Consider the following 26,177-nt stretch of genomic DNA (forward strand, 5'->3'; position numbering starts at 1 on the left):
CTTCCCTCGCTTCTCCCTTCCCTGTAAAGGACTCCATCGCCATGCGCAGAGCAACCCTCCGTCGTTCCTGTGCGGCCCTCGCCGCCGTCACCTCCTTCGCGCTCGCCGTCACCGCCTGTGGCGGCACCACGAAGAGCGACGTCAAGGACGACTCCGCCTCGGCCGCGGCCACCGGCAAGGCCGACCCGAACGCCGAGCTGAAGAAGGGCCTGACCGTCGGCTTCCTGCCGAAGCAGGTCAACAACCCGTACTTCACCTCCGCCGACAAGGGTGGCGAGGCGGCCCTGAAGGAGCTGGGCTCCAGCTACAAGGAGGTCGGCCCGTCCAGCGCCACGGACACCTCCGGCCAGGTCAACTACGTCAACACGCTCACCCAGCAGCAGGTCGACGCCATCGCCGTCTCCGCGCAGGACCCGGGCGCCCTGTGCACCGCGCTCAAGCAGGCCATGAGCAACGACATCAAGGTCGTCACCTACGACTCCGACACCAAGCCGGAGTGCCGCAACGCCTTCGTCTCGCAGGCCAGCGCCGAGGACCTGGGCCGCACCGAGGTGCAGCTGCTCGCCGAACAGATCGGCTACAAGGGCGAGATCGCCGTTCTGTCGGCCGCGCAGACCGCGACCAACCAGAACACCTGGATCGACTTCATGAAGGACGAGCTGAAGGACGCCAAGTACAAGGACATCAAGCTCGTCAAGGTCGCCTACGGTGACGACGACGCCCAGAAGTCCTTCCAGCAGACCCAGGGCCTGCTGCAGGAGTACCCGAACCTGAAGGGGATCATCTCCCCGACCACGGTCGGCATCAAGGCCGCCGCCCAGTACCTGTCGGGCTCCAAGTACAAGGGCAAGGTCAAGCTGACCGGCCTCGGCACCCCCAACGACATGCGCAAGTACGTCAAGGACGGCACCGTCGAGGGCTTCGAGCTGTGGGACCCGGCGAAGCTCGGCGAGCTGGCCGCCCGTACCTCGGTGGCGCTGGTCTCCGGCCAGATCACCGGCAAGGAGGGCGAGACCTTCACCGCCGGCGACATGGGCGAGTACACCATCGGCAAGGACGGTGTGATCAGCCTCGGCAAGCCGACCGTGTTCAACAAGGAAAACATCGACCAGTTCGACTTCTGAACTACGAAGGGGTGTTGATGAAGCGCGTGTGCTTTCTGCTGAAGGTCAGGGCGGACCGCCTCGACGAGTACCGCGAGCGGCACGCCGCCGTGTGGCCCGAGATGCTTGAGGCGCTCTCGGCGACCGGCTGGCACAACTACTCGCTCTTCCTGCGCGAGGACGGCCTGCTGGTCGGCTACTTGGAGACCGAGGACTTCGAAGCCGCCCTGGCCGGCATGGAGGCCACCGACGTCAACGCCCGCTGGCAGACGGAGATGGCGCCGTTCTTCGAGTCGCTGGACGGCGCCCGCCCCGACGAGGCCATGAAACCCCTCACCGAGGTCTTCCACCTCGCCTAGACCCCCCACGTCGCAGCACCCTCCCCCTCCCCACCTCGCTCGACAATGGAGTCCCCGAGATGAAGAGACGTACCCTGCTCGGTGCCGCACTCGCCGGTGCCGTCGTGTCCCCCGTCCTCGGCGCCGCGACCGCCCGTGCCGCGGACCCCGGCCCGTCCGTCAGCCAGACCGGCAACACCCTGCTCGACAGCCAGGCCCTCTTCTTCGTGTCCTACGACGGCCTGGTCAACAACAACTCGTTCCAGAAGAACGGCCTGTTGACCTACAAGGGTTACCAGTACGCCGTCTGGTACACCGCCGACCGCAACGCCGTCGTCGGCCGCCGCGTCCTCGGCTCCAGCACCTGGTCCACCGTCAAGGTCGGCCACACCCTGCGCTACAACGACTCCCACAACGTCATCTCCATGGGCGTCTCCAAGGTCGACGGCCGCCTCCACCTCAACATGGACTCGCACAGCGACGGCTTCACCTACGTCAAGTCGGTCGCCGGACTGCTGGACAACCCGGCCGGACTCAGCTGGATCGCGAGCCGCTTCGGCGCCCCGCAGTCCACCCTCGACGGGCTCGCGCTCACCTCGCAGTTCACGTATCCGCAGTTCGTCTCGATGCCCGACGGCAAGCTCCAGCTGAGCTACCGCGTCGGTGTCTCGGGCAACGGCCGCAACGCCATCGCCGAGTACAACGGGACCTCCTGGACCAACCTCGGCGAGTGGACCAGCTCCACCGGCACCTACACCAGCGAGCACGGCTCCAGCACCGTCCGCAACATGTACCTGCACGGCATCGACTACGACAAGAACGGCCGGCTGCACTCGTTCTTCACCTGGCGCGAGCAGAACGGCGCCGTGATGTGCAACGGCGGCGGCATCACCAACCACGACACCGGCTACGTCTACTCGGACGACCTGGGCCGCACCTGGCGCAACAACGCGGGCGCGGTCGTCGGCACCACCGGCGGCTCCGACAGGGTCGCCGTCACCGACAGCGGCCTGGTCGTCGACGCGCTGAACCCGGACCACTCCCTGATGAACCAGGAGAGCCAGTTCACCGACTCGGCCGGCCGCCCGCACGCCATCATCAGCTACGTCCCCGGCCGATTCGGCCAGTGCACCACGAACTACGTCACCAACCGCACCGCCAACGGCCGTGCCTTCCACGTCCGCAGGAACGCCTCCGGCACCTGGCAGAAGACCGAGATCCCGGTCGCCCTCGGCTCCAGCCAGCGCACCAAGCTGGCCCTGGACAAGTACAACAACGCGTACGCGATCCTGCCCTTCGGCCGGATATGGGGGGCGTCGGCCGCCTCCGGCTACACCGACTGGAAGGTGCTGTTCGACGCCAGCGGCCTCAACGCCTTCGGGGAGGTCGTGATCGACGAGACGCGGATCGCCCAGGACAACGCGCTGTCCGTGATGTACCAGGTGAAGTCCAGCGGTACGACCCCGTCGGCGCTCCGCGTCGTCGACTTCGCCCTGCCCGCCTGATTCCCGTACGAGCGGCGTGTCCGCGCACCTGACCGGGCCGTTCCCGCGGCGGCCCCGAAGGTAATGTGACCGTAGGCCCGCCGCTCCCGTACCTTCCTGGAGGTCCCTGTCCGATGTCGCAGCCGGTGGGTATCAAGGACGTCGCCGCAGCCGCCGGAGTCTCCGTCGGCACGGTCTCCAACGTCATCAACCGGCCCGACTCGGTGGCCTCCGGTACCCGGGCCCGGGTGCTGGCCGCGATCGACCGCCTCGGCTATGTCCGCAGCGAGTCGGCACGCCAGCTGCGGGCCGGGCGGAGCCGGATCATGGGGCTGCTCGTGCTCGACATGGGCAACCCCTTCTTCGTCGACGTCACGCGCGGTGCGGAGCGGGCCGCGCGCGACGCCGGACTCGGTGTGATGGTCTGCAACAGCGCGCAGAGCGCGGGCGAGGAGGCCGAGTACCTCTCGCTCTTCGCCGAACAGCGGGTGCGCGGTGTGCTGCTCACCCCCGCCGACGCGACGGGACGCAACATCGAGGCGTTCCGCCGCCACGGCATCCCCTTCGTCCTCGTCGACCGGGTCGCCGAGGGCACCACCGAGTGCTCCGTCTCCGTTGACGACGTCGCGGGCGGCGCCCTCGCCGCACGGCATCTGGTGGACGCGGGCCACCGCTCCCTGGCGTACGTCAGCGGACCGGCGGGTCTCAACCAGGTCCGCGACCGCCGTACGGGCGCCCTGAACGCCCTGCGGGAGGCGGGACTCGGCCCCGAGGCGCTGCGCGAACTGCCCACCGAACGCCTCGACGTGGCCGCCGGCCGGGACGCGGGCGCCCGCCTCCTCGGCCTCGCCGAACGCCCCACCGCCGTCTTCTGCGCCAACGACCTGCTCGCCCTCGGCGTCCTCCAGGCCATGTACGCGGCCGGGGTGAGCGTCCCCGACGACCTCGCCATCGTCGGCTACGACGACATCGAGTTCGCCGCCGCGGCGGCCGTCCCCCTCACCTCCGTACGGCAGCCCGCCGTCACCATGGGCGCCCTCGCCGCCGAACTCCTCCTGGAGGAGACCGAGACCGAGGCCGAGACCGCGCCCGTCCCGCACGAGCACCGGCGGGTCGTCCTCCAGCCGGAACTGGTGGTACGGCGCTCCAGCCTCTCCGCGCGCTGAGCCCGGTGGTCGCGCGCTGAGCGGTCGTTCAGTAGACCGCCTCGGGAATTTCTTGATCCACGGGGTCGGCCGGACGGAGAATCTGTGCTGGACTGGACCACGGCCTGGAATCCGTCCGCCCAAGGAGCCCTGTTGTCCGTCAGCTACCGGCAGCCCGGTGTCGTCCTCACCGACCGCCGCTTCACCGTCCCCCTCGACCACGACCGCCCGAAGGGGGAGCGGATCGAGCTCTACGCGCGCGAGGTCGTCGCCGGCGACAAGGCGGACGCCGAACTGCCCTGGCTGGTCTATCTGCAGGGCGGCCCCGGCTTCGGGGCGAACCGTTTCGTCGGCCGTGAGGCCTGGCTGGACCGGGCCCTGGAGGAGTACCGGGTGCTGCTCCTGGACCAGCGCGGCACCGGCGCCTCCACCCCCGCCAACCGCCAGACCCTCCCATTGCGCGGCGGCCCCGTCGAACAGGCCGACTACCTCGCCCACTTCCGCGCCGACTCCATCGTCCGCGACTGCGAGAGCATCCGCCCCGAGGTCACCGGCGGCGCCCCCTGGGCCGTCCTCGGCCAGAGCTTCGGCGGCTTCTGCGCGGTCACCTATCTGTCCACCGCCCCCGGGGGCCTGAGCACCGCCGTCATCACCGGCGGACTGCCGACCCTGGACGGCCACGCGGACGACGTCTACCGCGCCGCGTACCCGCGTATCGAACGCAAGGTCGCCGCCCACTACGCCCGTTACCCGCAGGACGTGGAACGGGCCCGTCGCATCGCCGAGCACCTCCTCGAACACGAGCCCGTCCTGAACGGCGGCCACCGGCTCACCGTCGAGGCCTTCCAGTCCCTCGGCATCCTCCTCGGTCGCGGCGACGGCAGCCACCGCCTGCACTTTCTGCTGGAGGACGCCTTCGTCCGCACCCCGCGGGGCCCCGCGCTGTCCGACGCCTTCCAGGAGGACGTGCGGAGCCTGCTGTCGTTCGCCGGGCATCCGCTGTACGCGCTGCTCCACGAGGCCTGCTACGACCAGGGCGAGCGCCCCACCGCCTGGTCCGCCGAGCGGGTGCGCGCCGAGTTCCCGCAGTTCGACGCCGCCAAGACGCTCACCGGGGACGGGCCGATCCTCTTCACCGGCGAGTCCGTCCACCCCTGGACCTTCGACACCGACCCGGCCCTGAGCCCGCTGCGCGACACCGCCGAGGAACTGGCCGCCCGCACCGACTGGGCGCCCCTGTACGCCCCGGCCCGCCTCGCCGTCAACGAGGTCCCGGTCGCCGCCGCGATCTACCACGACGACATGTACGTCGACACGGCCCACTCCCTGCGGACCGCCCGCGCGATCCGGGGCCTGCGCACCTGGGTCACGGACGAGTTCGAACACGACGGGGTACGGGCCGGGGGGCCGAGGGTGCTGGACCGGCTGCTCGCACTGACGCGCGACGAGGAGTGAACGCGGGCCGGTTGTCGGTGCGCGGGGCTACTGTGCCGATATGACCGACCCGCGGAAGGACCAGCCGGATCAGCTGAAGCCCCTGCCCGACGACTGGACACGCGCCCTCGCCGTCGTGGCCCACCCGGACGACCTCGAATACGGCTGCTCGGCGGCGGTCGCCGCCTGGACCGACGCCGGCCGTGAGGTCGCGTACGTCCTGGCCACCCGCGGCGAGGCCGGCATCGACACCCTGGAGCCCGCGCGCTGCGGCCCGCTGCGCGAGCGGGAGCAGCGGGCGAGCGCGGCCGTCGTGGGGGTGTCGGTGGTCGAGTTCCTCGACCACGCGGACGGCGTCATCGAGTACGGGACCGCCCTGCGCCGGGACATCGCGGCGGCCATCCGCCGGCACCGCCCCGAGCTGGTCGTCACCCTCAACCACCGCGACACCTGGGGCGGGGTCGCCTGGAACACCCCCGACCATGTGGCGGTGGGCCGAGCCACCCTGGACGCCGCCGGGGACGCCGGGAACCGCTGGATCTTCCCCGAACTCGTCGAACAGGGCCTGGAACCCTGGGACGGCGTCCGCTGGGTCGCCGTCGCCGGTTCGTCCAGCCCCACCCACGCCGTCGACGCGACGCCCGGCCTGGACCGCGCGGTCGCCTCCCTCCTGGAACACCGCACCTATCTGGAGGTGCTCACCGAGGAGGACCCCGAGACGTACGCCCGCGACTTCCTCACCGGCTTCGCCCGGACCACGGGGGAGCGGTTCGGCGGCAGACCGGCCGTCGCCTTCGAGGTGTTCCCCCGGTGACGGGCGCCGAGGGCCCCGGGCACGGGGTGCGGCTGGAACCCTGGTCCGAGGACGACTTCTGCCTCCTGCGGCGCATCAACAGCCCCCGGATGACCGAGCACTTGGGCGGCCCGGAGACCGAGGAGGAGCTGACCGCACGGCACCACCGCTATCTCGACGTGGCCGCCGGACAGATGTACCGGGTGACGCTGGCCGACACCGGCGAGACCGTCGGCTCGATCGGCTACTGGGAACACGAGTGGCGGGGCGAGACCGTCTGGGAGACCGGATGGGGGATCCTCCCCGAGTTCCAGGGCCGGGGCCTCGCCGTACGGGCCGCACGTGCGGTCGTCGAGGTGGCGCGGGAGTCGCGGACGCACCGCTATGCGCACGCGCTGCCGAGGGTGGCGAACACCGCGTCGAACGCGGTGTGCCGCAAGGCCGGGTTCACCCTGCTCGGCGAGGTCTCCGTGGAGTATCCGAAGGGGCACTGGAGCATGTCGAACGACTGGCGGCTGGCGTTGGCACGGGACTGACCGCCGGGGCCAGGGGCGCTCGTTAGGGTGGACCATGTGGAACAAACCTCAGGTGAGCCCCTTACCCTGCGTGACCTGCGTGACCTGCGCGCCGACTGCGGCGACTGCTTCGGTCTGTGCTGTGTCGCCCTGCCCTTCGCCCGCTCGGCGGACTTCGCCGTGGACAAGCCGGCGGGCAAGGCGTGCGGCAACCTCCGGGACGACTTCGGGTGCGGCATCCACACCCGGCTCAGGGACGCGGGCTTCAACGGCTGTACGGTCTACGACTGCTTCGGCGCCGGACAGCAGGTCTCCCAGGTCACCTTCGGCGGCGAGAACTGGCGCACCGGCGGCCCCGAGCACGCCCGGCGGATGTTCGACGTGTTCCCCGTGGTCCGCCAACTCCACGAACTCCTCTGGTACCTGACCGAGTCGCTGACCCTCCCCGCCGCCCGCCCGGTACACGCCGATCTGCGCCGGACACGCGACGAGACCAAGGAGCTGACCATGAAGTCCGCCCGGGAACTGGGGGAGTTGGACGTCGCCGCGTACCGGGGACGCGTCAACGAGCTGTTGCTGAAGGTCAGCGACCTGATGCGAGCGGGCGCGGGCCGCGGACGGAACCACCGGGGCGCCGACCTGATGGGCGCCCGTCTCAAGGGCGCCGACCTCCGCAGGGCGAGCCTCCGCGGCGCCTACCTCATAGCCGCCGACCTGACCGGCGCCGATCTGCGCGGCGCGGACCTGATAGGCGCCGACCTCCGCGACACCGACCTCACCGACGCGGACCTGACCGGCGCCTTCTTCCTGACCCAGCCCCAGCTCGACGCCGCACGCGGCAGCGCCGGCACCCGCCTGCCGGCCTCAGTCACCCGCCCCGGCCACTGGACCACGTGACGGCACCCCGGCCGCCCGCCGCTCCACGTGCAGCCGCAGCCCGTCCGGCATCAGGGTGAGCCGTTCCGCGACCCGCAGCCGGTACGCCGGATCCGGCCTCAGCTCGTACCGGCGCAGCAGCAGCCCCAGCACCAACGTGGCCTCGTGGAGCGCGAACTGACGGCCGATACAGGCCCGCGCCCCCGTGCCGAACGGCTTGAACGTGTGCGGGGCCCGCGCGCGTACGGCCGCCGCGTCGAAGCGGTCCGGGTCGAACCGCTCCGCGTCCGCGCCCCACACCTCCGGGTCCCGGTGCAGCATCGCCGTCAGCACCAGCGCCCAGGCACCCCGCCGCATCGGATGCACCCCGCCCAGCACGGTGTCCTCCCGGGCCTCCCGGGAGAAGGCCGGCGCGGTCGGCCACAGCCGCAGCGCCTCGTCCAGCACCCGGCGCACGTACCGCAGCCTGGCCACCTGCTCGTAGTCCGGCCGCACGGCACCGCCCCACACCCGGTCCACCTCGGAGCGGGCACGGGCGGCCAGGTCCGGGTAGCGGGCGAGGTAGTGCAGGGCGAAGGAGAGGGCGCCCGAGGTGGTCTCGTGCCCGGCGACCAGGAAGGTGATGACCTGCCGCCGCACGTTCTCGGCGGACAGCCGCTCCCCGCTCTCCGGGTGCGCGGTCTCCAGCATCCGGTCGAGCAGATCACCGTCACCACCCCCGGCGCCACGGCCACCGCCCCCGGAGGCCTGCCGCGCCCGCACCACCGCGTCGACCGTCTCGTTCAGGAACGCCATGTCCGCCCGGTCGCGCCGGGCGGCACCGCGCAGCAGCAGCGGCAGCAGCGGGTCGGGGACGATGTTGCGGCGCTGCGCGTACGTCAGGGTGCCGACCATCGCGGCGACGAACGGGTGCGGCCGGGTGCGCTCGAAGGAGCCGAAGTCATGGCCGAAGCCGGTACGGGCGATCGTCTCCAGCGTCAGCTTGGTCATGTCGCCGGGCACGTCCACTGCGCTGCCCGCCGCGCCCGCCCGGTCCCAGTGCTCCATCAGCCGCTCGGCGACGTCGAGCATCATCGGGTGGTAGCCGGCCATGGCGTCCCGGCTGAAGCCGGGGGCCAGGACGTCGTGCGCGAGCTGCCAGTTGGGCTCGTGGTTGTACGCCGTGAACAGCCCGTCCCCGGCCACCGGGCGCAGATTGGCGACCCCGACGCCCACATGCTTGGCGAACCGCGCCTCGTCCGCCAGCTCGGCCGCGAGCCCGGCACCCCCGATGAACACGACCTCCTTGCCGAACGCCTTCCGCCGGAAGATCGGCCCGAGGCGCCGCCCCAGACGCACCGACTCCTGGACGGGCGTGCGCACATTGGTGCCGAGCGCGTCGCCGACGACGGGTATCCGGTACGGCGGATGCGGGATGCGGTGCAGCTCGGGCCAGCCCAGCTCCGCGCTGCGGAATCCCTTGACAGCCGTGGCCCCTGTCGTCGCCGTCATGACCACATCTCCCTCGTGCGCACGCCGTGCCGCGGTCGTCGCGGCTGTTGTACTCGGGTTCAATAGCGGTGTCAGTCTCGTCCCGTTGTTGAACCCACGTCAAGTAAGGTGACGGTATGGCAGCCAGGCAGGGAGAGCGCCCGCGTCGTCGGCTCAGCACCGGGGAACGCCGCGAACAGCTCCTCGCGGTGGGCGCCCGGCTCTTCTCCGAGAGCCCCTACGACGATGTGTGGATCGAGCAGGTGGCCGAGATCGCCGGTGTCTCCCGGGGGCTGCTCTACCACTACTTCCCGAACAAGCGGGTCTTCTTCGCCGCCGTCGTCGAGCGCGAGAGCGAGCGGATGCTGCGGATCATGACCCCCGCGCCGGGCCGGTCGGCGCGCGAGCGGCTGGCCAACGGCCTCGACGCCTTCCTCGCGTACGTCGAGGAACACGCCCACGGCTTCCGGGCGTTCCATCGCGCCGACGCCACCGGCGACCAGGCCGTGCGCAAGGTCTACCAGCGCGCGCTGGCCGCGCAGGAGGCGCGGATCCTGGCGGCCCTGGCCTCGGACGCGGAGTTCGCGGCGGCGCTGGAGGCGCGGCCCGAGACGCGGCTCGCGGTGCGTGGCTGGCTGTCGTTCACGACGGCCGTCTGCCTGGAGTGGCTGCGGGGTGCGGAGTTCTCCCGGGAACAGGTGCGGGAGCTGTGCGCGCGGGCGCTGTTCGGAGTGCTCGCGCCCTGAGCCGATGCCCTGGTCGGTACCCCGTTCGGTACCCCGTTCGGTACCCCGGGCGGTTCGCTGCGGCGAACGGGAAGTCCACAGACTGGACGCCGGTGGTTGGCGTACGCCCCGATCTTCGATAGGTTAGGCAAGGCTTACCTAATGGAGGTTTGGGATGGGTGACCGTCACACCTGGACGGCCGCGCCCGCCGCGGCGGAGCGTGCCCGCTCCGTGCTCGCGGCGGCGTGGTCCTGCGCGGTGACCGCCGAGGGCGGGCGCGAGGAGTTCGTCGGCGCGCACAGCGTCACGGAGGACGGCCGGGTGATCCTGTGCGTCCCCGAGGACAGTACGCTCGTCGCCGCCGCGATCTGCGCGCCCCGCGGCGAGCCCTCCGCGGTACTGGAGTTCGCCGACGTGGCGCCGGTCCCCGTGCGCAACCGTATCCGGGCCCGGCTGTGGATCGCCGGCTGGTTCGCGCCCAAGGACGGCGACCTGGAGTTCAAGGCCACCCGCATCGTGCTGCGCGAGCCGTCCGGCGCGGTCGTGGTCGACCTCGACGAGTTCGCCGCCGCCGCACCGGACCCCCTGGCCACGGCCGAGTCCCGGCTGCTGACCCATCTCGCCGACGCGCACCCCGACGCCGTCGAGCGCCTCACCCGGCTCGTCCCGCACGACAGCCTGCACGGCGCCGTCCGCGTCCAGCCGCTCGCCGTCGACCGGCACGGCCTGACCCTGCGCATCGAGCGGGCCCGCGGCAACGGCGACGTACGGCTGACGTTCCACAAGCCCGCCGACGACATGGCGCAGCTCACCGAGCGGATGCACATCCTGCTCTCCCAGGCGAGCGCCGCGTCCTGCCCGCGGACCCTACAGCGGCAGCGCACAGACGGCGACGGGTGACGCGAACGGCGCGCCCGCGCGCCGCAGTTCACCGCTTTCGGCCTCGACCCGGAAGACACTGACCGCGCTCGACCGCTGCAGCGCCGCGAACAGCAGACCGCCGTCCGGCGACAGGGCGATCTGCCGCGGGAAGTCCCCGCCGACCGGCACCGTGTCGAGCAGCTTCAGCCGGGCGCCGTCCGCCTCGACGGCGTAACGCGTCAGGCTGTCGTGCCCCCGGTTGGCGAGATACGCGTACGAGCCGTCCGGCGTCACGACCAGCTGCGCCGGGTAGTTACTGCCCGCCCCCGTGCCCGTGGACCGCGGGTCGCCCGGGGTGAGCCGCCCGCTGCCGGGGTCGTAGGCACAGACGACCACCGTGTTGTCGACCTCGTTGGCGAGATAGGCGTACCGCCCGCCCGGATGGAAGGTGAGGTGCCGCGGCCCCGCACCGGACCGGGTGCGCGCCCGCGAGACCTCCGACAGCGTGCCCCTGGACTCGTCCAGGCGGTAGGAGTACACCGTGTCGGTGCCCAGATCGACGGCGAGGACATGACCGCCGTCGGGGCTCGTGACGACCTGGTGCGCGTGCGGCCCGTCCTGACCCGGGCCCGGCGCCGGACTGTCGTGCACGACCAGATCCGTGCGCTCGCCCAGCGCCCCCGAGTCCTCGATCGGGTGCACGGCGACACTGCCCGAGCCGTAGTTCGCGCTCAGCAGCCACCGCCCGCCCGGATGCACCGACAGCTGACAGGGCGCCTCGCCACCGCTGCTCCGGGTGCCGAGCACCTCGCGGTCGGACAGCCGGACGGCGGTCACCCCGCCGTCCGTGCGCTCGTTCACGGCGTACAGCGTCCGCCCGTCCGGGTGCACGGCGAGATACGACGGATCGGCGACCCCGGTGATCGTGCCCTTCCCCGCGACACGGCCGCTCCTCGCGTCGTACGTCGCCACACCGATGCCGGTGCCGCCGCCCTCGGCCGAGGTGTACGTGCCGATGTAGAGCGGCTGGGGGCCGGTGCGGGTCGGGGAGGGGGAGGCGGTCGTCGCCCCGGCCTCGGCCTCCGCCCCCACCGAAGGGGCCGTCGGGGCGTTCCGCGCGGGGGAGGAGGCGGCGGGCCCGACCGTCCCGTCGGAGCCCGCGCAACCGGCCAGACCGGCCGGTACGGCCGCTCCCGCCAGCAGGCCCAGGACATGGCGCCTGCTCCAGCCGCCTCGGTCCGCCGCCGCCTCACTCGTCATTCATGCACCTCGGGTATCGCTCGTCTCGGCCGCCACCACCTTGACGGGTACGAGCACCTCGGCGCAAAGGCGGCGCGAGCCCGACGGCGGCGGGACCCCGCCGAACCCGCGGGCAGGACGTCACTCGGCACGTCCGACCAGGCCGGACCGGTTCCGCCGGCGGGGGCGTGCGACGCGCACGCGGTCGCGGAGGCGGGTGAGCCGGGGGGAGCGCTCGCGCTGTTCCCGGGTGCAGCGGTCGAGCTCCTCCAGGAGCCGCTGGGAGCGGTGCTCGGTGTCCAGCTCGTCGAGCATGCGGTTGACCTCCGTCAGCACGGCACCGTGCAGCTGCCACTGGCTGGGGTCGGCCTGGATGTCCTCCAGGAGCAGCCGGGCCAGCTTGTCGCGGGTCGCGACGGCCGTCGACAGCTCGGCGGTGAGCCGGGCCTCCGCGGACTCCGCGCTGCGGCTGACATCGGTGGTGACCAGCACGGCGAAGCTGACGACGGCGTCACCGATCTCGGCGAGCAACTGCTCGACGGCCGCCCCCACCCGCGCCGAGAACAGCGGACTCGGCTCCCGTACCCTGGCGAGATCGGTGAGGGTACGGGCCAGCACCCGCAGGACCACCGTGCAGATATCCAGCGTGTCCAGCCCGGTGCGCAGCACGACCCGGTGCAGCAGCCCCTCCCGTACCCGCGGATTGAGCTTCAGGCTGTCCTCGGCCTGCTGGAGGGCGGCGTCCACCTCGACGATGTCGAAGTCGAGCTTGCGGGCCTCGTGCAGCCGGGCCGCCGCGGCCTCCGCCGGAGTGCGGCCCGCGGCCTCCTCGCCGACACGGATCATCAGCCGCCGCATCCGCCGGGCCAGGTCCTCGATGGACTCACCGGCCGCCTCGACCCACACCGGGGGAGCGAGCAGCAGATTGAAGGCGAGCCCGACGACCGCGCCGATCAGCGTCTCCAGGACCCGGTCCCACGCCGTGTCGCCGACCCTGGTCACCCCGAGCACCAGCATCGCGCTGATCGCCACCTCGGGCACGAACTCGCTCACCCGCACCAGATGCCCCACCGCGAGCGAGGCCAGGATGATCATCGCGAGGCTCCACCAGGTGAGGCCCACCAGGACGCTGAAGCCGATGGCGATGACGACACCGGCGACCACCGCGTTCACCCGGCGGATACCCGTGGTGATCGTGGAGTAGAGGGTCACCTGTACGACGAGGAGCGCGGTCAGCGGTGCCGTCAGGGGTGCCGCCTCCAAGCTGAGCCGCAACGCCACCACATAGGCCACGGTGGCCGCGGCGGCCGATCGCACCGACTGCACGATCACCGGATCCTGCCGCCACTTCCGGACCCGTGCGTCGATCAGGGCACCCACACCACGTACGTCTCGCATCCTTGCGCTGTTCCCGTTCCACCGCCCCACCGAACTCCTGAGCGAGGACAGTAGTCACCTGGGTGATTCCGCCGGAGGCGGAGGCAGCCCCCTCGCCGACCCGGGCCCGTCCCACGCGGGGCATCGGCACGGTCTACCCCGACCGCGAGTACGACATCGCGCCCGCCCGCGACCACGACATCCTGATCCCTCTCCACGGGGCCGTCGCTGATCGGGTCGGCGGTCAGCTCCCCGACGCGGTGCGCCCCGTCGGCCGCGTCCCAGCGCACCGACACCGGATAGCGCGAGCGGTGCCGCAGCCGCAGGGCCTGCGCGATGCGCTCGACCCGTGTCGCCTCCTGAGGCCGGAACAGCTCCAGCACGTCCCGGCCGCGCAAGCTCCCCGGAGCCGTACCCCACTCGGTGGCCATCGCGGGGTTCGCCAGCACGACGGAGCCGTACACATCGCAGACGGCCACCGGCATCGGAAGACGGTCGAAGAGGGCCATGGCCCGATTCCGCCACACGACGGCGTCTCCCTGCCGCAGATCCATCCCGGCCCCGCCTCCGCCTCTCGCCGCTCCACGCAACCCCGTGCCGGGGCTTCCTCCTGCACAATCATGTAGTCCGGTGGCACGAGTCGGCGGCCGGCGGCGACAACCCTGGAACGCAGTACCCCGTACTCCCGTACCGCGAAAGGCAGTTGTCGCGCCATGCCCCCCACCGCGCCGCACCGCGAGCTCGCCGAGTCCGTCGCCGCCGTCCCCGTCGTCGACATCTCCGCCACCGGTCCCGGCGGCACCCCCGTCCAGCAGGTCATGGGGCTGATGCGGGAGCACGGGTCCGTGCTGGTGCGACGGCTGCACGGGCGTCGGCTCCGGCTACCTGAACACGGTCAAGCCCGGCGACACCGTCCTCGCCCGGATCCAGCCGTGCCGCGAGGCATTCCGGATCGGGCACGACGACCCGGCGCCGGTCATCATGGTCTCCGCCGGTACGGGCCTCGCCCCGTTCCGCGGCGCCATCGCGGACCGGGTCGCACGGGCCGCCGCGGGCGCCGAACTCGCCCCCGCCGTCTGCTACTTCGGCTGCGACGCCCCCCGACGCGGACCTTCTGCACGCCGACGAACTCCGCGCCGCCGAGACCGCCGGGGCCGTCTCCCTGCGCCCCGCCTTCAGCGCTGCCCCGGTCGACGGCGCCGCCTTCGTCCAGCACCGGATCGCCGCCGAGATCGGTGCCCTGCTGGACGCCGGCGCCCGCGTCCACGTCTGCGGCGACGGCTCCCGCATGGCACCCGGCGTCCGCGAGGCCTTCCGTACGATCCACGCCGGGCGGCACCCCGGCGCGGACGCCGCCCGGTGGCTGGACGACCTGATCGCCGCGGGCCGCCATGTGGAGGACGTCTACGCCGCGGGATGACCGATGGCCTGATCGTTCCCCCGGGGCTGATCAGGGCTGTGGTGGTGCGGGCCCACCTGGCAGAGTGGGCCCGCACCGCCGTGTACGACGAGACGAGGGGGACCGGAGTGGACGACGAGGAACGGGCCCGGCGTGTCCTGGCGGCGGCGGGGCTGCCGCCCGAGAGCCTCGCCGAGCGGCTGCCGCTCACCGGCGGCACCTACAACACCGTCGAGGAACTGCGCCTCACCGACGGCACCCGGCTGATCCTCAAGATCCCTCCGCCGCCCACCACCCCCGGCATGACCCACGAGAGCGAACTCCTCGGCGGCGAGGCCGAGTTCTGCCGGGGCGCCGGGACCGTCGGCGTCCCCGCGCCTCGGGTGGCCGGAGTCGCCCTCGACGAGGGAGCGCCGACCGGCCGGCACATCCTGCTCAGCCACTGCCCCGGTGGTGGATGGGAGGGCCTGGAGCCCGCCCAGGAGGCCTCGCTGCGGCGGGAGTTGGGCGGTCTGGTGGCCCGGCTCCACCGGGTGACCGGCCCCGGCTTCGGCTACCCGTCCGGTGTGTTCGGGCCGCTCACCGCCGACTGGCGTACGGCCTTCACCGCCCTCTACGACGGAGTGCTCGACGACGCCCGCCGCTTCCGGGCCCGGCTGCCCCTCCCCGTGGACGAGGTGGCCCGCACGGCGAAGCTCGCGCACGACGCCCTCGACGAGGTGACCGTGCCCCGGCTGGTCCACTTCGACCTGTGGCAGGGCAACATCCTCGTGGAGCGCGGGGAGCCGGCGCGGGTCGGCGGCCTGATCGACGGCGAGCGCATGTTCTGGGGCGACCCGGTCGCCGACTTCGTCTCCCTCGCCCTGCTCGGGGACATCCGGCAGGACACCGCGTTTCTGACGGGCTATCAAGAAGCGGGCGGAGAGATCGAGTTCACACCCTCGGTCCGCCGCCGCTACGCCCTCTACCGCAGCTACCTCTACCTGATCATGCTGATCGAGGTGGTGCCCCGGGCGATGGACGAGGGCCAGATCGCGTGGCGGCGGGACGAGGTGGCACCACTGCTGACGGAAGCCCTGGACGAGCTGCGCGACCTCTCCTGACGGCCGGGACGGGACCGGTCCGCGGAACACCTGGTTTGAGCCGGGCGGACCGAGGTACCCGCACGCCGGTGCACGACAGGAAGGAGCACGCCGTGACCGATCACCGGCTCGAGGGTCCCGGCGAGCACGCGGACCCCGTACCGAGGGACCTCCCCGACCAGCAGGCGCACGAGGGCGAGGACCCTTGGGAGGTGACCCCGCGGCACGCCACCGGCGACGACCGGGACGAGAACGGCGGGGACCCGCCCGACGAGGCCACCGACACACCCGACACGGACGTGCCCGACACGGACGAGGCGGGCACCGGCAGGCAGGGCGCCCCGAGGTCGGGCGCCGTCAACCCCGAGCAGCCCGTCCCCGACGAGCCCTCCGGCTGACCCGCCCCCGCGTTCCGGCGCGCCCGCACCACCTGAATACTCGGCGCCTCCCCGGTGGGACCCGGGGAGGCGCCGTCACGAGATGATCGGTCCATGACCGAGATCATCCTGATGTCCGACCCGAGGGTGGCGGCGGTACCCGTCCACGACACCGACGAGCCCCTCGTCGACGTACGCGACGCACGCCCGGCCGGTGCCCTGCTGGTCGACGGGCGCAAGGCCGACGCCACGGGCGCCTACGCCCATCTCCGCGCGGGCGTGCTGGACCGGCTGGTCAAGGCCCAGTCACTGCTGCCGGACGGGCTGCGACTGCTGTTCGTCGAGGGCTACCGGCCGCCGTCACTGCAGCGCCGGTACTTCGAGGAGTACGCGGCCGAGCAGCGCGCCCCGCACCCCGACTGGTCCGCCGACCGGATCCGCGCGGCGGCCAGCCGCCATGTCTCCCCGCCCGAGATAGCCCCGCACTCCGCGGGCGCGGCCGTGGACCTGACCGCGGTGGACTCCGAGGGTCGTGAACTCGACTTCGGTACGCGGGTCAACGCCAGCCCCGAGGAGAGCGCCGGCGCCTGCTACACGGGCGCGGACGGCATCTCCGCCGAGGCCCGCGCCCACCGGGAGACGCTCGGTGCCGCCCTCACCGCGGCCGGCCTGGTCAACTACCCCACCGAGTGGTGGCACTGGTCGTACGGAGACCGCTACTGGGCCCTGACGACGGGCGCGCCGGCGGCGCTGTACGGCCCGCGCGAACTCGGCGCCTGAGTGCCGGAGCGACCGGACGGACGGGAGAGAAGGAAGAGAGAAGCCCCGACCGGGACGGGGGAATCACGGTCGGGGCGGTCTGTGTGTGGGTGCGGATGGCGGTCGCCTCTCGGCGGAACGCTCCACAGGGCTTCAGCCGAACGATCGTCCCTGTGGGCAAAAGGTGAGGCCCGGGGACACTGTCCCATCCACACCCACGGCTGGTTCAACGGGAAAATATCAGTGGGTGTTCCTTCCGTATCCGGACATTGCCGGTGATCTGCGTCACGTCCCGCAAGGCGGTCCACAGCGGTCGTCATCCGGTCCCATCGGTCCTCATCGGGTCATTCCTCCAGCCGGGCGCTCAACGCCCGTTCCGGGACCTCCCGATCGCGGGCCCACTCCAGGACCTCGTCCACCCGCCACGTGGTCACGACGCGCTCCGCAGGCACCCCGCACTCCTCCGCCCGAGCACACCCGTGCGCCTGCCAGGTCAACTGCCCCGGCGCGTGCGCGTCCGTGTCGATCGAGAACAGCGCCCCCGCCGCCACGGCCGCCCGCACCAGCCGCCGGGGCGGATCCAGCCGCTCCGGCCGGGAGTTGATCTCCACGGCCGTGCCCGTCTCCGCGCAGGCCGCGAACACCGCCTCCGCGTCGAACTCCGACTCGGGCCGCCCCCGCCCGGTCACCAGCCGCCCCGTGCAGTGCCCCAGCACATCGGAGTGCGGGTCGCGCACCGCGGCGACCATCCGCCGTGTCATCGCCCGCGCGTCCATCCGCAGCTTGGAGTGCACGGACACCACCACCACGTCGAGCCGGTCCAGCAGCTCGGGCTCCTGGTCCAGCGAGCCGTCGTCGAGGATGTCGCACTCGATGCCCGTGAGCAGCCGGAACGGCGCCCAGGTCTCGTTGAGCGCGGCCACCACGTCGAGCTGCTCCCGCAGCCGCTCCGGGGACAGGCCCCGGGCGACGGTCAGCCGGGGGGAGTGATCGGTGAGCACCGTCCACTCGTGGCCCAGGCGCGCGGCGGTCCGGCCCATCTCCTCGATCGGGCTGCCGCCGTCCGACCAGTCCGAGTGGACATGGCAGTCGCCCCGGATCAGCCCCCTCAGCCGCGCGCCCGCGTCCCCGTCCGTGAGCGGGGCGGCCTCGGCCGCCCCCTCCAGCCGCCGCAGATAGTCGGGCACCTCTCCGCCCAGCGCCTCACGCGCCACCCGCGCGGTCTTCGGCCCCACGCCCTTCAGGGACTCCAGGGAGCCCGCTGCGGCCCGCTCGGCCACCTCGTCCGCCGGCAGCGCGCCGAGCACGGCCGAGGCCGTACGGAACGCCCGTACGCGATAGGTGGGGGCGCCGTCCCGCTCCAGCAGGAAGGCGATCCGGTCCAGGGCCTCGACGGGATCCATGACACCTCCGGCATCCGGCCTTCGGCTTCCAGCGTCGCCCAGGCCCCGGACACCCGCACGGCGGTCGGACACCCGCACGGCGGCCGTACGGGCGCCGGTGACCGGCCTCAGGCCGCCTCAGGCCACCCCAGGCCGCCCCCGGCCGGTCACCGACGCCGGAACCGCTCTACGCTCTAGACATGACCGAAAGCGCGAGCCCCTACATTTCCCACCCCCGGGTCCTGGTGCTCGGGGTACAGCCCGGTACACCGCCGTTCCGGATCGTGGAGATCGACGGCCAGGTGGTCGGCGAGGCGAAGACGTTGACGGATGTGCTGCGGGCCGCGGCGGCGTACGGGGTCGTCGTCCACGACCTCGACGACCCCGACCAGGTCCGCTGGGTGGGCGGCGACAAATTCACTTGGAAGCTGCACTAGCCCCCTTGCGGCGGCTCACCCGCAGGCGCTGGAGCCACGCGCCGCGCGACCCCTTCGCCTTGGCCGACGCCTTCGACGGGGCGGCGGCCTTGGGCTGAGCCGGTGTCTTCCGCTGGGCGGGAGTCTTCCGGCCAGGTGCCTTGCGAGCGACTGCCTTGCGGCCCGCGGGTGCGGCCTTCGGCTCGTGCGGGGCCCGTGCGTGGACCGTCCGGCCGAGGCGCCGGCCGAGCAGCAGATAGCCCAGCAGTGCCCCCGACGTGTTGAGGATGACGTCGTCGATGTCGAACGCGCGGCCGGTGACGAGCGCGCCCTGCACCAGCTCCACCAGCAGCATCATCAGCGCGGTCAGCGCGGGTACCCGCAGCAGACCGCGTGTGCCGGGCGCCAGCACCGGCAGCAGGATGCCGAACGGGACGCCCAGCAGGATGTTGCCACCGACCTGCTTCAGCGCGTCACGCGGGTCCGGGTGGTGCCAGTACAGCTCCAGCGAACTGCCGGGGCTGAGGTTGCTGTGGGTGAGCGCCTCCGACGCCGGGGACGGCTGGAGGGTGAGCCCGGCCAGCACCACGCCGAACGCCACCATGGCCACGAAGGCCAGTGCCATCGCCAGCAGCCGCAGCGGCCACGCGAGAGAGTAACGATCGCGCGCGACCGCGGTGGAACCGCGGCCGGTGCTTGCGGGACGGGAACGTGCCGTGGTGCGGGAACCGGACGTGGTGCGGGCCATGCAACCCTCCAGTTGCGACTTCCCTCGATGTCAACTTCTTCCGGACCGGAACCGCCTTCCCCTCAGGACGAGAAAGTCACCTTCACCTCCTTGAAGCCGAGGGACTTCAGCAGCCCTTCGAGCATGTCGGTGGTGTTGGCCTCGGCGCGGTCCGTGAGCTTGCTGTCCTTCGCGGCGTCGCCGATGTGCTTGACGGCGAGACGCTGCACGGCCTGCTCGCCGCCCGGGTTGTCGGAGAACAGGTCGCCGAGCCGGTCGAGCAGCCCGCGCTGCTTGGAGACGGCGTAGGAGTGCTCCGTGTCGAGGGCGGGCTTGCCGAGCTGGGCGCGCGGCAGATCGATCGTGGCCGATGTGCGGTCCTCGTTGACCTTCACATCGTTCTCGCCGACCTTGCCGAGGTCGACATAGGCGTCGACGGTGCCCGCGCCGACGTACAGCGTGCGGGTGCCGCGGATCGCGTCCGGCAGGTACTTGGCGTCCTTCTCCAGGTCGACGACCACCTGGAAGTTGCCCGAGGCGGCGTCGTAACGGCTCATGTCCTGGATGGACTTCAGCAGTGTCGGCCCCGAGCGGTCGTGCTCCTCGGTGCCGAACACGTCGTCCAGCCCCCCGAAGACCAGCATCCGCAAGGCGGCCAGCAGCACCACGATGAGGATGACCACGGCGGTGAGCAGCTTGGCCCAGCCGGGCACACGCGTGCGCTTGATGGACGTCGTCATGTCGACGGCCCTCCTTCCTCCTTCAACGAATGCCCTCAAAGACCCTGGGGGAACGCGGAGTTGGTGATTGTCCGCAGTTAGCCGTATTTCGGGGGTGCGGCCCGTCCGGGTGGCCGTACCGAAGGGGCGTACGCCGGGCGGCCAGTAGCATGAGCCGCGCCACCCGTAATGATCATGTTCATACGAGGAGCCGACCGTGCGTGACATCGCCGTCTTCACCGGCAGCGCCCATCCCGAACTGGCGGAGGAGGTCTGCGCCCACCTCGGGGTGCCGCTGAGCCCGTCCCGGGTGAGCCGCTTCGCGAACGACTGTCTGGAGGTGCAGCTCCAGGCCAACTGCCGTGAGAAGGACGTCTTCCTGGTCCAGCCGCTGGTCGCGCCGGTGCAGGAGCATCTCGTCGAGCTGCTGCTGATGTGCGACGCGGCGCGCGGCGCCTCGGCGGGCCGGATCACCGTGGTCATGCCGCACTACTCGTACGCCCGCTCCGACAAGAAGGACGCGCCGCGGATCTCCATCGGCGGCCGGCTGGTCGCCGATCTGATGGTGGCGGCGGGCGCGGGCCGTGTCCTCGCCATGACCCTGCACTCACCCCAGGTACACGGCTTCTTCTCGGTGCCGGTCGATCATCTGCACGCGCTGCGCGAGCTGGCCGCGCACTTCCGGCGCTACGACCTCTCCCGTACGACGGTGGTCTCACCCGACCTGGGCAACGCCAAGGAGGCGGCGGCGTTCGCGCGGATGATCGGGGCGCAGGTCGCGGCGGGCGCCAAACAGCGGTTCGCGGACGACCGGGTGAGCATCAACTCGGTGATCGGCGAGGTCGCCGGACGGGATGTGATCGTCCTGGACGACGAGATCGCCAAGGGCAGTACGGTTCTGGAACTCCTCGATCGGCTGCGGGAGTTGGGGCCGCGTTCGATCCGGGTGGCGTGCACCCACGGGCTGTTCGCGGCCGGGGCCCTGAAGCGGCTGAGCGCGCAGCCCGACATCCTGGAGATCGTCTGCACCAACACGGTGCCCGTCCCGCTGGAGGAACGGACGGAGAAGCTGAGGATCCTGTCCATCGCCCCCGCGCTCGCGGAGGCCGTGCGCCGTATCCACAACGGCGAGTCCGTCAGCGCCCTGTTCGACGCGCCGTCGCGCGAGTAGCGGGCCGAGGAACGCGGGTCGTCGTCCGGGTCCGGGTCATAACGTGCCGGACGCGGCCTCGGGCCGCTCCAGCGCCGTGTCCGGCTGCGCCAGGGCCGCTTCCAGCGACGGGGCGGGTGGCAGCAGCCGGGCCAGGCCGGTGACCTTGAGGACGCGCAGGGTGAGCGGATGGGTGCAGACCAGACGCAGTTCGCCGTCGCGGTCGAGCACCCGCTGCCGGGCCCGGTACAGCAGCCGCAGGCCCGAGCAGTCGAAGAACTCGACATGCCGCAGGTCGATCACGATCCGGGCACCGTGACGGCCGGTCTCCGCGTCGAGGTGCGGAATGATCTCCACGGCCGCCGCGATGTCGATCTCGCCGTGCAGTTCGAGCACGGTACGGCCGCGGTCCGCGCGGACGCGCAGGTACCCGGTCGCGGGCGGAGTGGGGTCGCTCGACACGACGGCATCGCCTCCAACCGGACTCTGTGAGGGCAAGGCGTAGGGCAAAAGCCTTCCCCGCCCTGCAAGTTACCCTCGTCAGGATGAATTTCAGCATGTTCGATTGACATATGTCTTCGATTTCTCCGCCAATCCGTGCGGAGTTTTGCGCGGCGCCCCCTACGACAGCGCGTGCCACGTCTTCGACAGCGCCTGCCGGAACTGGTCGGCCTGGTGCGCGGTCAGGTCGCTGATCATGCGTTCCTCCAGGTCACGCATGGGTTCCGCGTAGCGGGCGAGCAGCTCGCGCCCTTCGCCGGTGAGCAGGATCAGCAGCTCGCGCCGGTTGCGCGGGTTGCGCTCCCGGCGGACGAGCCCGCGGTTCTCCAGGCTGCGGACGAGGTCCGCGACGGACTGGGCCGTGACGAAGGAGTCGCGGGCCAGCTGTGCCGCCGAGAGCCCGTCGTGCCGCTCCAGCACCGTCAGGGACGTGTACTGCAGGGCCGTGATCCCGGCCGGCCTGACCAGCTCGTCCAGCCGCGAGCGGACAACGAGCTCGACCTGCTTGACCATGTAGAGAAGGGAGGGGGGTGCCTTGGTGCCGACCATGGGGTCAGCGTAAGGCATTGACAGGAAACCTGTGTGTAATGAAACTGCGAACCAACAGGAATCCTGTTGGTTGAAGACTGGGTGATCAAGGCATGATCACGGCTGGAACAAGGCTGAGGAGTGGGCAATGACGACCACCTTCGAGAGCGGGCCCGGACGGCTGTTCATCGGTGGACAGTGGGTCGAGGCGACCGACGGGGCGCGGACCGACGTGATCGACCCGTCCACGGGCCAGGTGGTCACGACGGTCGCGGAGGCGGGCGCCGCCGACGTGGACGCCGCCGTGCGCGCCGCGCGCGAGGCGTTCGACAGCGGCACCTGGTCCGGACTGGGCGGTCGCGAGCGCGGTCGCGTTCTGCACCGCGTGGCCGAGCTGATCAGGGAGAACGCCGACGAGATCGCGGCCATCGAGAGCCGTGACGTCGGCAAGCCCATCATGCTGGCGCACGCCGTCGACGTGACGAACGCGGCCAACGACTACGAGTACTACGCCTCCCTCGCCTGGTCCCTGGACGGCGCCGCCCGCGACGTCCCGAACAACCGCCTCGCGTACACCAGGCGTGGCCCGATCGGTGTGGTCGGCGCGATCACCCCGTTCAACTTCCCGCTGATCCTGGCCGGTTCCAAGATCGCCCCGGCGCTCGCGGCCGGCAACACGGTCGTGCACAAGCCGGCCGAGGAGACCCCGCTCAGCGCCCTCTACATGGCGGGCCTCCTCAAGGAGGCCGGTGTCCCGGACGGCGTCTACAACGTGGTCACCGGCACGGGCCCGGTCGCGGGCGAGGCGCTGCTGCGCAACCCCGGCGTCGACAAGATCGCCTTCACCGGTTCCACCGCCACCGGCCGGCACGCGGCGGCCGTCGCCGGCGAGGGCCTGAAGCAGGTCACGATGGAGCTGGGCGGCAACGCGGCGCACGTCGTCTTCGAGGACGCCGACATCGAGAAGGCCATCGGCGCCATCATCAAGGGCTTCGTCTTCAACACCGGCCAGTTCTGCATGGGCGGCCCCCGTCTCCTGGTCGCCCGCCCCGTCTACGAGACCGTCCTCGGCATCCTCGCCGAGGCCGTGCCCGGCGTGCCCCTCGGCGACCCCCGGCAGCCGGAGACCGTCATCGGCCCGATGGCGGGCGAGCGGCACCTGAAGAAGGTCGAGGAGTACGTCGAGCTGGCCCGCAAGGAGGGCGGCCGGATCGTCTGCGGCGGCGAGCGTCTGGACCTGAACGGCGGCTACTACTACAAGCCCACCGTCATCGCCGACCTCACCAACGACTCCCGGGTCGTCCAGGAGGAGGTCTTCGGGCCGGTCCTCACCGTGCAGCCCTTCGACTCCGAGGACGAGGCCGTCGAACTGGCCAACTCCACGCCGTACGGCCTGGCCTCCGGCATCCAGACCACCAACCTCACGCGCGCGCACCGCGTCGCCGACCGCCTCCAGGCCGGCATCGTCTGGGTCAACGACTGGCCGATGCTCGACCCCGCCGTGCCCTTCGGCGGTGTGAAGGCCTCCGGCTTCGGCCGCGAGTACGGGCCCGAGGCCCTGGAGTCCTACACCAAGGTCAAGTCCGTCGTCGTCTCGCTCGACTGAGCACGCCCCCTGGGATCAAAGGAGCAATCAGCATGTCCACCACCACACGTGCCGCAGTGGTCGAGTCCGGGGGCGCGCCCTTCACCCTCTCCGAGGTCGTCCTCGACCGGCCGGGGCCGGGCGAGGCGCTGGTCCGGATGGTCGCCGCCGGGCTGTGCCACACCGATCTGGGCGTCGCGAGCGGCGGGCTGCCCTTCCCGCTGCCCGGTGTGCTCGGCCACGAGGGCGCCGGTGTCGTCGAGGCCGTCGGCCCCGGGGTCACCTCCGTGGCGCCCGGCGACCACGTCGTCCTGTCCTTCACCTCCTGCGGCGCCTGCCCCAACTGTCGTGACGGGCACCCGGCGTACTGCGCCACGTGGCTGCCGCTGAACCTGCTCGGCGGCCGGCGAGCCGACGGCACCAGCACCATCAGCCGCGACGGCGAGGACCTCGGCGGCCACTTCTTCGGCCAGTCCTCCTTCGCCGAGCGGGCCCTCGTCGACGAGCGCGGCCTCGTCAAGGTCGACCCCGACGTACCGCTGGACTCCATCGCCCCGCTCGGCTGCGGTGTCCAGACCGGTGTGGGCGCCGTCTGGAACGTGCTGGAGCCCCGCGCGGGCAGCACGATCGTCGTCCTCGGCGCCGGAGCCGTCGGCCTCTCCGCCGTGATGGCCGCCGCCCTCACCCCCGCGACCACGGTCATCGCCGTCGACAAGGTCGCCGAGCGCCTGGAACTGGCGAAGGAACTGGGTGCCACGCACACGGTGAACGGCGGCGAGGTCGCCGACCTCACCGAGGCGATCATGGAGATCACCGGCGGCCGGGGCGCCGACGGGATCGTCGAGACCACCGGCAGCGTCTTCGTGCTCCGCAAGGGCGTCGACGCCCTCGCCGCGCGCGGCACCCTCGTCATCGTCGGCGCCCCGCCGTTCGGCGCGGAGGTCTCCCTCGACGTCAACGGCATGCTCGGCGGCAAGCGCGTCGTCGGCCTCACCCTCGGCGACAACGAGATCCAGACCGCCATCCCGGTCCTGGTCCAGCTGGTCAAGGAGGGCAAGCTGCCGCTCGACCGGCTGATCAGCCGGTACGCGTTCGAGGACATCGGCCAGGCGGTCGCCGACATGAGCGGAGGCAAGGCCATCAAGCCCGTGCTGACGTTCTGACAAGCCATCTCCCTCCGGGTCACCTCACTCCCCACGTGACCTCGGCTCCGTGGGTGACCTGGACAACCAGGTCACGCACAGACCTGTCGAACCCAACGAGTCCCTCCGACGTCGAAGGAGGGAGGGACACGGAGCGCGTGAACGAACACGGGGGTGCGCATGCGCGGAGGACTCGCGACGACGGCGATCCTGACGGCCGTCGCGGCGGTGGGGTGCGGGACCGGGAGCGGGGGCGACCTCGTGGTGACCGGCACGGCACCGGCGACGCCGTACGCCGGGCCGCTGTACGTGCCGCACCGGGAGGTCGACGAGGACGGCGTCGAGGCGCTCAGAACCGAGTCGGGCGCGGCCGGCCGGGCGCTGGAGTGCGACGGTGAAATCTACGCCGGCGGCGGCGGGCCGGGCGGCTGGAGCGAGAGCGACGGCGGCGACACTCCCGAGGAGGGCCTGGAGGCGTACTTCGACATCGAGGTGCCCGACGTGCCCGGGGAGGGCTACCGCCGGGAGCGTGAGGAGAAGGACCGGGTCCTCTTCTCGTACGACGTCGACGGTCGGACCAAGGTCGCCGTGATCGTCGCCGAGGACCGGGAGAACAGGCCCGGTTGGGGGCCGGAGAGCAGCGCCTCCTGTGATCCGGCCGAGCTGCCGGCGAGCTTCACGGACGGCCGGTGGTACGAGATCTGGACCGACCGCGACGGCGACCGGGTGCCGATCACCGTGGTGCACAGCTCCGAGGGTGCGGAGCACTGCGACTGGCAGCGGGCCCACTTCCTGTCCACGGGCGCCGACGCGGCCGGGAAGGGCCGCCTCTACGGACGCGACCCCGAGGGCGTCCTGCCGGACGGCATGCTCACCTCCGCCTACGACGGCGACGTCCCCATGCCCGTGCACGCGCGCGACACCGGATACCGCCACGGGGACCGGGCGCTGTGGCTGATCGACGGCGACCCGTCGAAGGCGTACGTCCGCACCCCCGACGCCGTCGAGGTCTGGCCCGAGGTGGCGAAGGGCATGGGCTGCGCCTGAGC

At 71.9% G+C, this 26,177-nt stretch carries 27 protein-coding genes and 1 pseudogene; 19 read left to right on the forward strand and 9 right to left on the reverse strand.

What is annotated here, in order from left to right:
• Positions 1 to 41 precede the first annotated feature (41 nt).
• The 8 genes from rhaS to F9278_RS43065 all read left to right on the forward strand — a co-directional run bounded on the left by rhaS (position 42) and on the right by F9278_RS43065 (position 7,709).
• Complete coding sequence (rhaS, locus tag F9278_RS43030) at positions 42 to 1,124, forward strand: rhamnose ABC transporter substrate-binding protein (protein ID WP_152173163.1); 1,083 nt, start codon at positions 42 to 44, stop codon at positions 1,122 to 1,124.
• Positions 1,125 to 1,141: 17 nt separating this feature from the next.
• On the forward strand, positions 1,142 to 1,462 hold the full coding sequence (locus F9278_RS43035; protein WP_152173164.1) for an L-rhamnose mutarotase: 321 nt from the start codon (positions 1,142 to 1,144) through the stop codon (positions 1,460 to 1,462).
• A 59-nt stretch (positions 1,463 to 1,521) separates the two neighbouring features.
• Positions 1,522 to 2,946, forward strand: coding sequence for a BNR repeat-containing protein (locus F9278_RS43040; protein WP_152173165.1), 1,425 nt, complete (start codon positions 1,522 to 1,524; stop codon positions 2,944 to 2,946).
• A 113-nt stretch (positions 2,947 to 3,059) separates the two neighbouring features.
• Positions 3,060 to 4,091, forward strand: a complete 1,032-nt coding sequence (locus F9278_RS43045) for a LacI family DNA-binding transcriptional regulator (RefSeq protein ID WP_152173166.1) — start codon at positions 3,060 to 3,062, stop codon at positions 4,089 to 4,091.
• A gap of 132 nt (positions 4,092 to 4,223) precedes the next feature.
• Positions 4,224 to 5,525: an alpha/beta fold hydrolase gene (locus tag F9278_RS43050; RefSeq protein WP_152174490.1), complete on the forward strand. Its 1,302-nt coding sequence runs from the start codon at positions 4,224 to 4,226 to the stop codon at positions 5,523 to 5,525.
• A gap of 40 nt (positions 5,526 to 5,565) precedes the next feature.
• On the forward strand, positions 5,566 to 6,318 hold the full coding sequence (locus F9278_RS43055) for a PIG-L deacetylase family protein (RefSeq protein WP_152173167.1): 753 nt from the start codon (positions 5,566 to 5,568) through the stop codon (positions 6,316 to 6,318).
• A complete protein-coding gene (locus F9278_RS43060) occupies positions 6,315 to 6,833 on the forward strand; it encodes a GNAT family N-acetyltransferase (RefSeq protein ID WP_152173168.1) in 519 nt (172 codons plus the stop codon). Before F9278_RS43055 ends, F9278_RS43060 begins: the two co-directional genes overlap by 4 nt.
• A 36-nt stretch (positions 6,834 to 6,869) precedes the next feature.
• Positions 6,870 to 7,709: a pentapeptide repeat-containing protein gene (locus tag F9278_RS43065; protein ID WP_193241902.1), complete on the forward strand. Its 840-nt coding sequence runs from the start codon at positions 6,870 to 6,872 to the stop codon at positions 7,707 to 7,709.
• Here F9278_RS43065 and F9278_RS43070 read toward each other — a convergent pair.
• Positions 7,677 to 9,179: a cytochrome P450 gene (locus F9278_RS43070; RefSeq protein ID WP_152173169.1), complete on the reverse strand. Its 1,503-nt coding sequence runs from the start codon at positions 9,177 to 9,179 to the stop codon at positions 7,677 to 7,679. The two genes, F9278_RS43065 and F9278_RS43070, sit on opposite strands and share 33 nt — an antisense overlap.
• 116 nt (positions 9,180 to 9,295) lie before the next feature.
• On the opposite strand from F9278_RS43070, the gene F9278_RS43075 reads away from it, so the two are divergent.
• Both F9278_RS43075 and F9278_RS43080 read left to right on the forward strand, forming a co-directional pair.
• Positions 9,296 to 9,904: a TetR/AcrR family transcriptional regulator gene (locus tag F9278_RS43075; RefSeq protein WP_152173170.1), complete on the forward strand. Its 609-nt coding sequence runs from the start codon at positions 9,296 to 9,298 to the stop codon at positions 9,902 to 9,904.
• Between the two features lie 154 nt (positions 9,905 to 10,058).
• Positions 10,059 to 10,784, forward strand: a complete 726-nt coding sequence (locus F9278_RS43080) for a DUF2470 domain-containing protein (protein ID WP_152173171.1) — start codon at positions 10,059 to 10,061, stop codon at positions 10,782 to 10,784.
• On the opposite strand, the gene F9278_RS43085 is transcribed toward F9278_RS43080, so the two are convergent.
• From F9278_RS43085 to F9278_RS47850, 3 genes are all read right to left on the reverse strand, one after another.
• Positions 10,752 to 12,005, reverse strand: coding sequence for a lactonase family protein (locus F9278_RS43085; protein WP_152173172.1), 1,254 nt, complete (start codon positions 12,003 to 12,005; stop codon positions 10,752 to 10,754). The genes F9278_RS43080 and F9278_RS43085 overlap by 33 nt on opposite strands.
• Before the next feature lie 120 nt (positions 12,006 to 12,125).
• A complete protein-coding gene (locus tag F9278_RS43090; protein WP_152173173.1) occupies positions 12,126 to 13,382 on the reverse strand; it encodes an FUSC family protein in 1,257 nt (418 codons plus the stop codon).
• The gene (locus F9278_RS47850; RefSeq protein WP_226967185.1) at positions 13,352 to 13,915 is read right to left on the reverse strand and encodes a PAS domain S-box protein; all 564 of its coding nucleotides are present in this window, start codon (positions 13,913 to 13,915) and stop codon (positions 13,352 to 13,354) included. Before F9278_RS47850 ends, F9278_RS43090 begins: the two co-directional genes overlap by 31 nt.
• Before the next feature lie 313 nt (positions 13,916 to 14,228).
• Here F9278_RS47850 and F9278_RS43100 point away from each other — a divergent pair.
• The 4 genes and pseudogenes from F9278_RS43100 to F9278_RS43115 all read left to right on the forward strand — a co-directional run.
• Positions 14,229 to 14,781, forward strand: a pseudogene (locus F9278_RS43100) (reductase); the annotation flags it as partial.
• 107 nt (positions 14,782 to 14,888) lie between these two features.
• Complete coding sequence (locus tag F9278_RS43105) at positions 14,889 to 15,863, forward strand: phosphotransferase family protein (protein WP_152174492.1); 975 nt, start codon at positions 14,889 to 14,891, stop codon at positions 15,861 to 15,863.
• Between the two features lie 92 nt (positions 15,864 to 15,955).
• On the forward strand, positions 15,956 to 16,240 hold the full coding sequence (locus F9278_RS43110) for a hypothetical protein (protein ID WP_152173174.1): 285 nt from the start codon (positions 15,956 to 15,958) through the stop codon (positions 16,238 to 16,240).
• A 93-nt stretch (positions 16,241 to 16,333) separates the two neighbouring features.
• Positions 16,334 to 16,999 carry a M15 family metallopeptidase gene (locus F9278_RS43115; RefSeq protein WP_152173175.1) on the forward strand — a complete coding sequence of 222 codons (666 nt, stop codon included), beginning with the start codon at positions 16,334 to 16,336 and terminating at the stop codon, positions 16,997 to 16,999.
• A gap of 323 nt (positions 17,000 to 17,322) precedes the next feature.
• Here the strand turns inward: F9278_RS43115 and F9278_RS43120 are convergent, their stop codons facing one another.
• Entirely contained in the window at positions 17,323 to 18,381 is a 1,059-nt protein-coding gene (locus tag F9278_RS43120) for a PHP domain-containing protein (RefSeq protein WP_152173176.1), read from the reverse strand.
• A gap of 179 nt (positions 18,382 to 18,560) precedes the next feature.
• Here F9278_RS43120 and F9278_RS43125 point away from each other — a divergent pair, with 179 nt between their 5' ends.
• Positions 18,561 to 18,797 (forward strand): hypothetical protein, encoded by a 237-nt coding sequence (locus F9278_RS43125; RefSeq protein ID WP_152173177.1) that lies wholly within the window; start codon positions 18,561 to 18,563, stop codon positions 18,795 to 18,797.
• Here F9278_RS43125 and F9278_RS43130 read toward each other — a convergent pair.
• Both F9278_RS43130 and F9278_RS43135 read right to left on the reverse strand, forming a co-directional pair.
• Positions 18,778 to 19,524, reverse strand: a complete 747-nt coding sequence (locus tag F9278_RS43130) for a VanZ family protein (RefSeq protein WP_152173178.1) — start codon at positions 19,522 to 19,524, stop codon at positions 18,778 to 18,780. The two genes, F9278_RS43125 and F9278_RS43130, sit on opposite strands and share 20 nt — an antisense overlap.
• A 62-nt stretch (positions 19,525 to 19,586) precedes the next feature.
• On the reverse strand, positions 19,587 to 20,243 hold the full coding sequence (locus tag F9278_RS43135; protein WP_152173179.1) for a DUF4230 domain-containing protein: 657 nt from the start codon (positions 20,241 to 20,243) through the stop codon (positions 19,587 to 19,589).
• A 196-nt stretch (positions 20,244 to 20,439) separates the two neighbouring features.
• Here F9278_RS43135 and F9278_RS43140 point away from each other — a divergent pair, with 196 nt between their 5' ends.
• Positions 20,440 to 21,393 carry a ribose-phosphate diphosphokinase gene (locus tag F9278_RS43140; protein ID WP_152173180.1) on the forward strand — a complete coding sequence of 318 codons (954 nt, stop codon included), beginning with the start codon at positions 20,440 to 20,442 and terminating at the stop codon, positions 21,391 to 21,393.
• A 36-nt stretch (positions 21,394 to 21,429) separates the two neighbouring features.
• Here F9278_RS43140 and F9278_RS43145 read toward each other — a convergent pair whose 3' ends face one another.
• Positions 21,430 to 21,834, reverse strand: a complete 405-nt coding sequence (locus F9278_RS43145; RefSeq protein ID WP_152173181.1) for an anti-sigma factor antagonist — start codon at positions 21,832 to 21,834, stop codon at positions 21,430 to 21,432.
• Positions 21,835 to 21,993: 159 nt separating this feature from the next.
• Complete coding sequence (locus F9278_RS43150) at positions 21,994 to 22,422, reverse strand: MarR family winged helix-turn-helix transcriptional regulator (protein ID WP_152173182.1); 429 nt, start codon at positions 22,420 to 22,422, stop codon at positions 21,994 to 21,996.
• Positions 22,423 to 22,549: 127 nt separating this feature from the next.
• Between F9278_RS43150 and F9278_RS43155 the strand changes: the two genes are divergently transcribed.
• The 3 genes from F9278_RS43155 (at position 22,550) to F9278_RS43165 (ending at position 26,175) form a co-directional block, all read left to right on the forward strand.
• Complete coding sequence (locus F9278_RS43155; RefSeq protein WP_152173183.1) at positions 22,550 to 24,007, forward strand: aldehyde dehydrogenase family protein; 1,458 nt, start codon at positions 22,550 to 22,552, stop codon at positions 24,005 to 24,007.
• A 32-nt stretch (positions 24,008 to 24,039) separates the two neighbouring features.
• Complete coding sequence (locus F9278_RS43160) at positions 24,040 to 25,149, forward strand: NAD(P)-dependent alcohol dehydrogenase (RefSeq protein WP_152173184.1); 1,110 nt, start codon at positions 24,040 to 24,042, stop codon at positions 25,147 to 25,149.
• A 159-nt stretch (positions 25,150 to 25,308) separates the two neighbouring features.
• Positions 25,309 to 26,175 (forward strand): hypothetical protein, encoded by an 867-nt coding sequence (locus F9278_RS43165; RefSeq protein ID WP_152173185.1) that lies wholly within the window; start codon positions 25,309 to 25,311, stop codon positions 26,173 to 26,175.
• Positions 26,176 to 26,177: the final 2 nt, after the last annotated feature.

This window comes from Streptomyces phaeolivaceus (genome assembly GCF_009184865.1).
Taxonomy (GTDB): Bacteria; Actinomycetota; Actinomycetes; order Streptomycetales; family Streptomycetaceae; genus Streptomyces; species Streptomyces phaeolivaceus.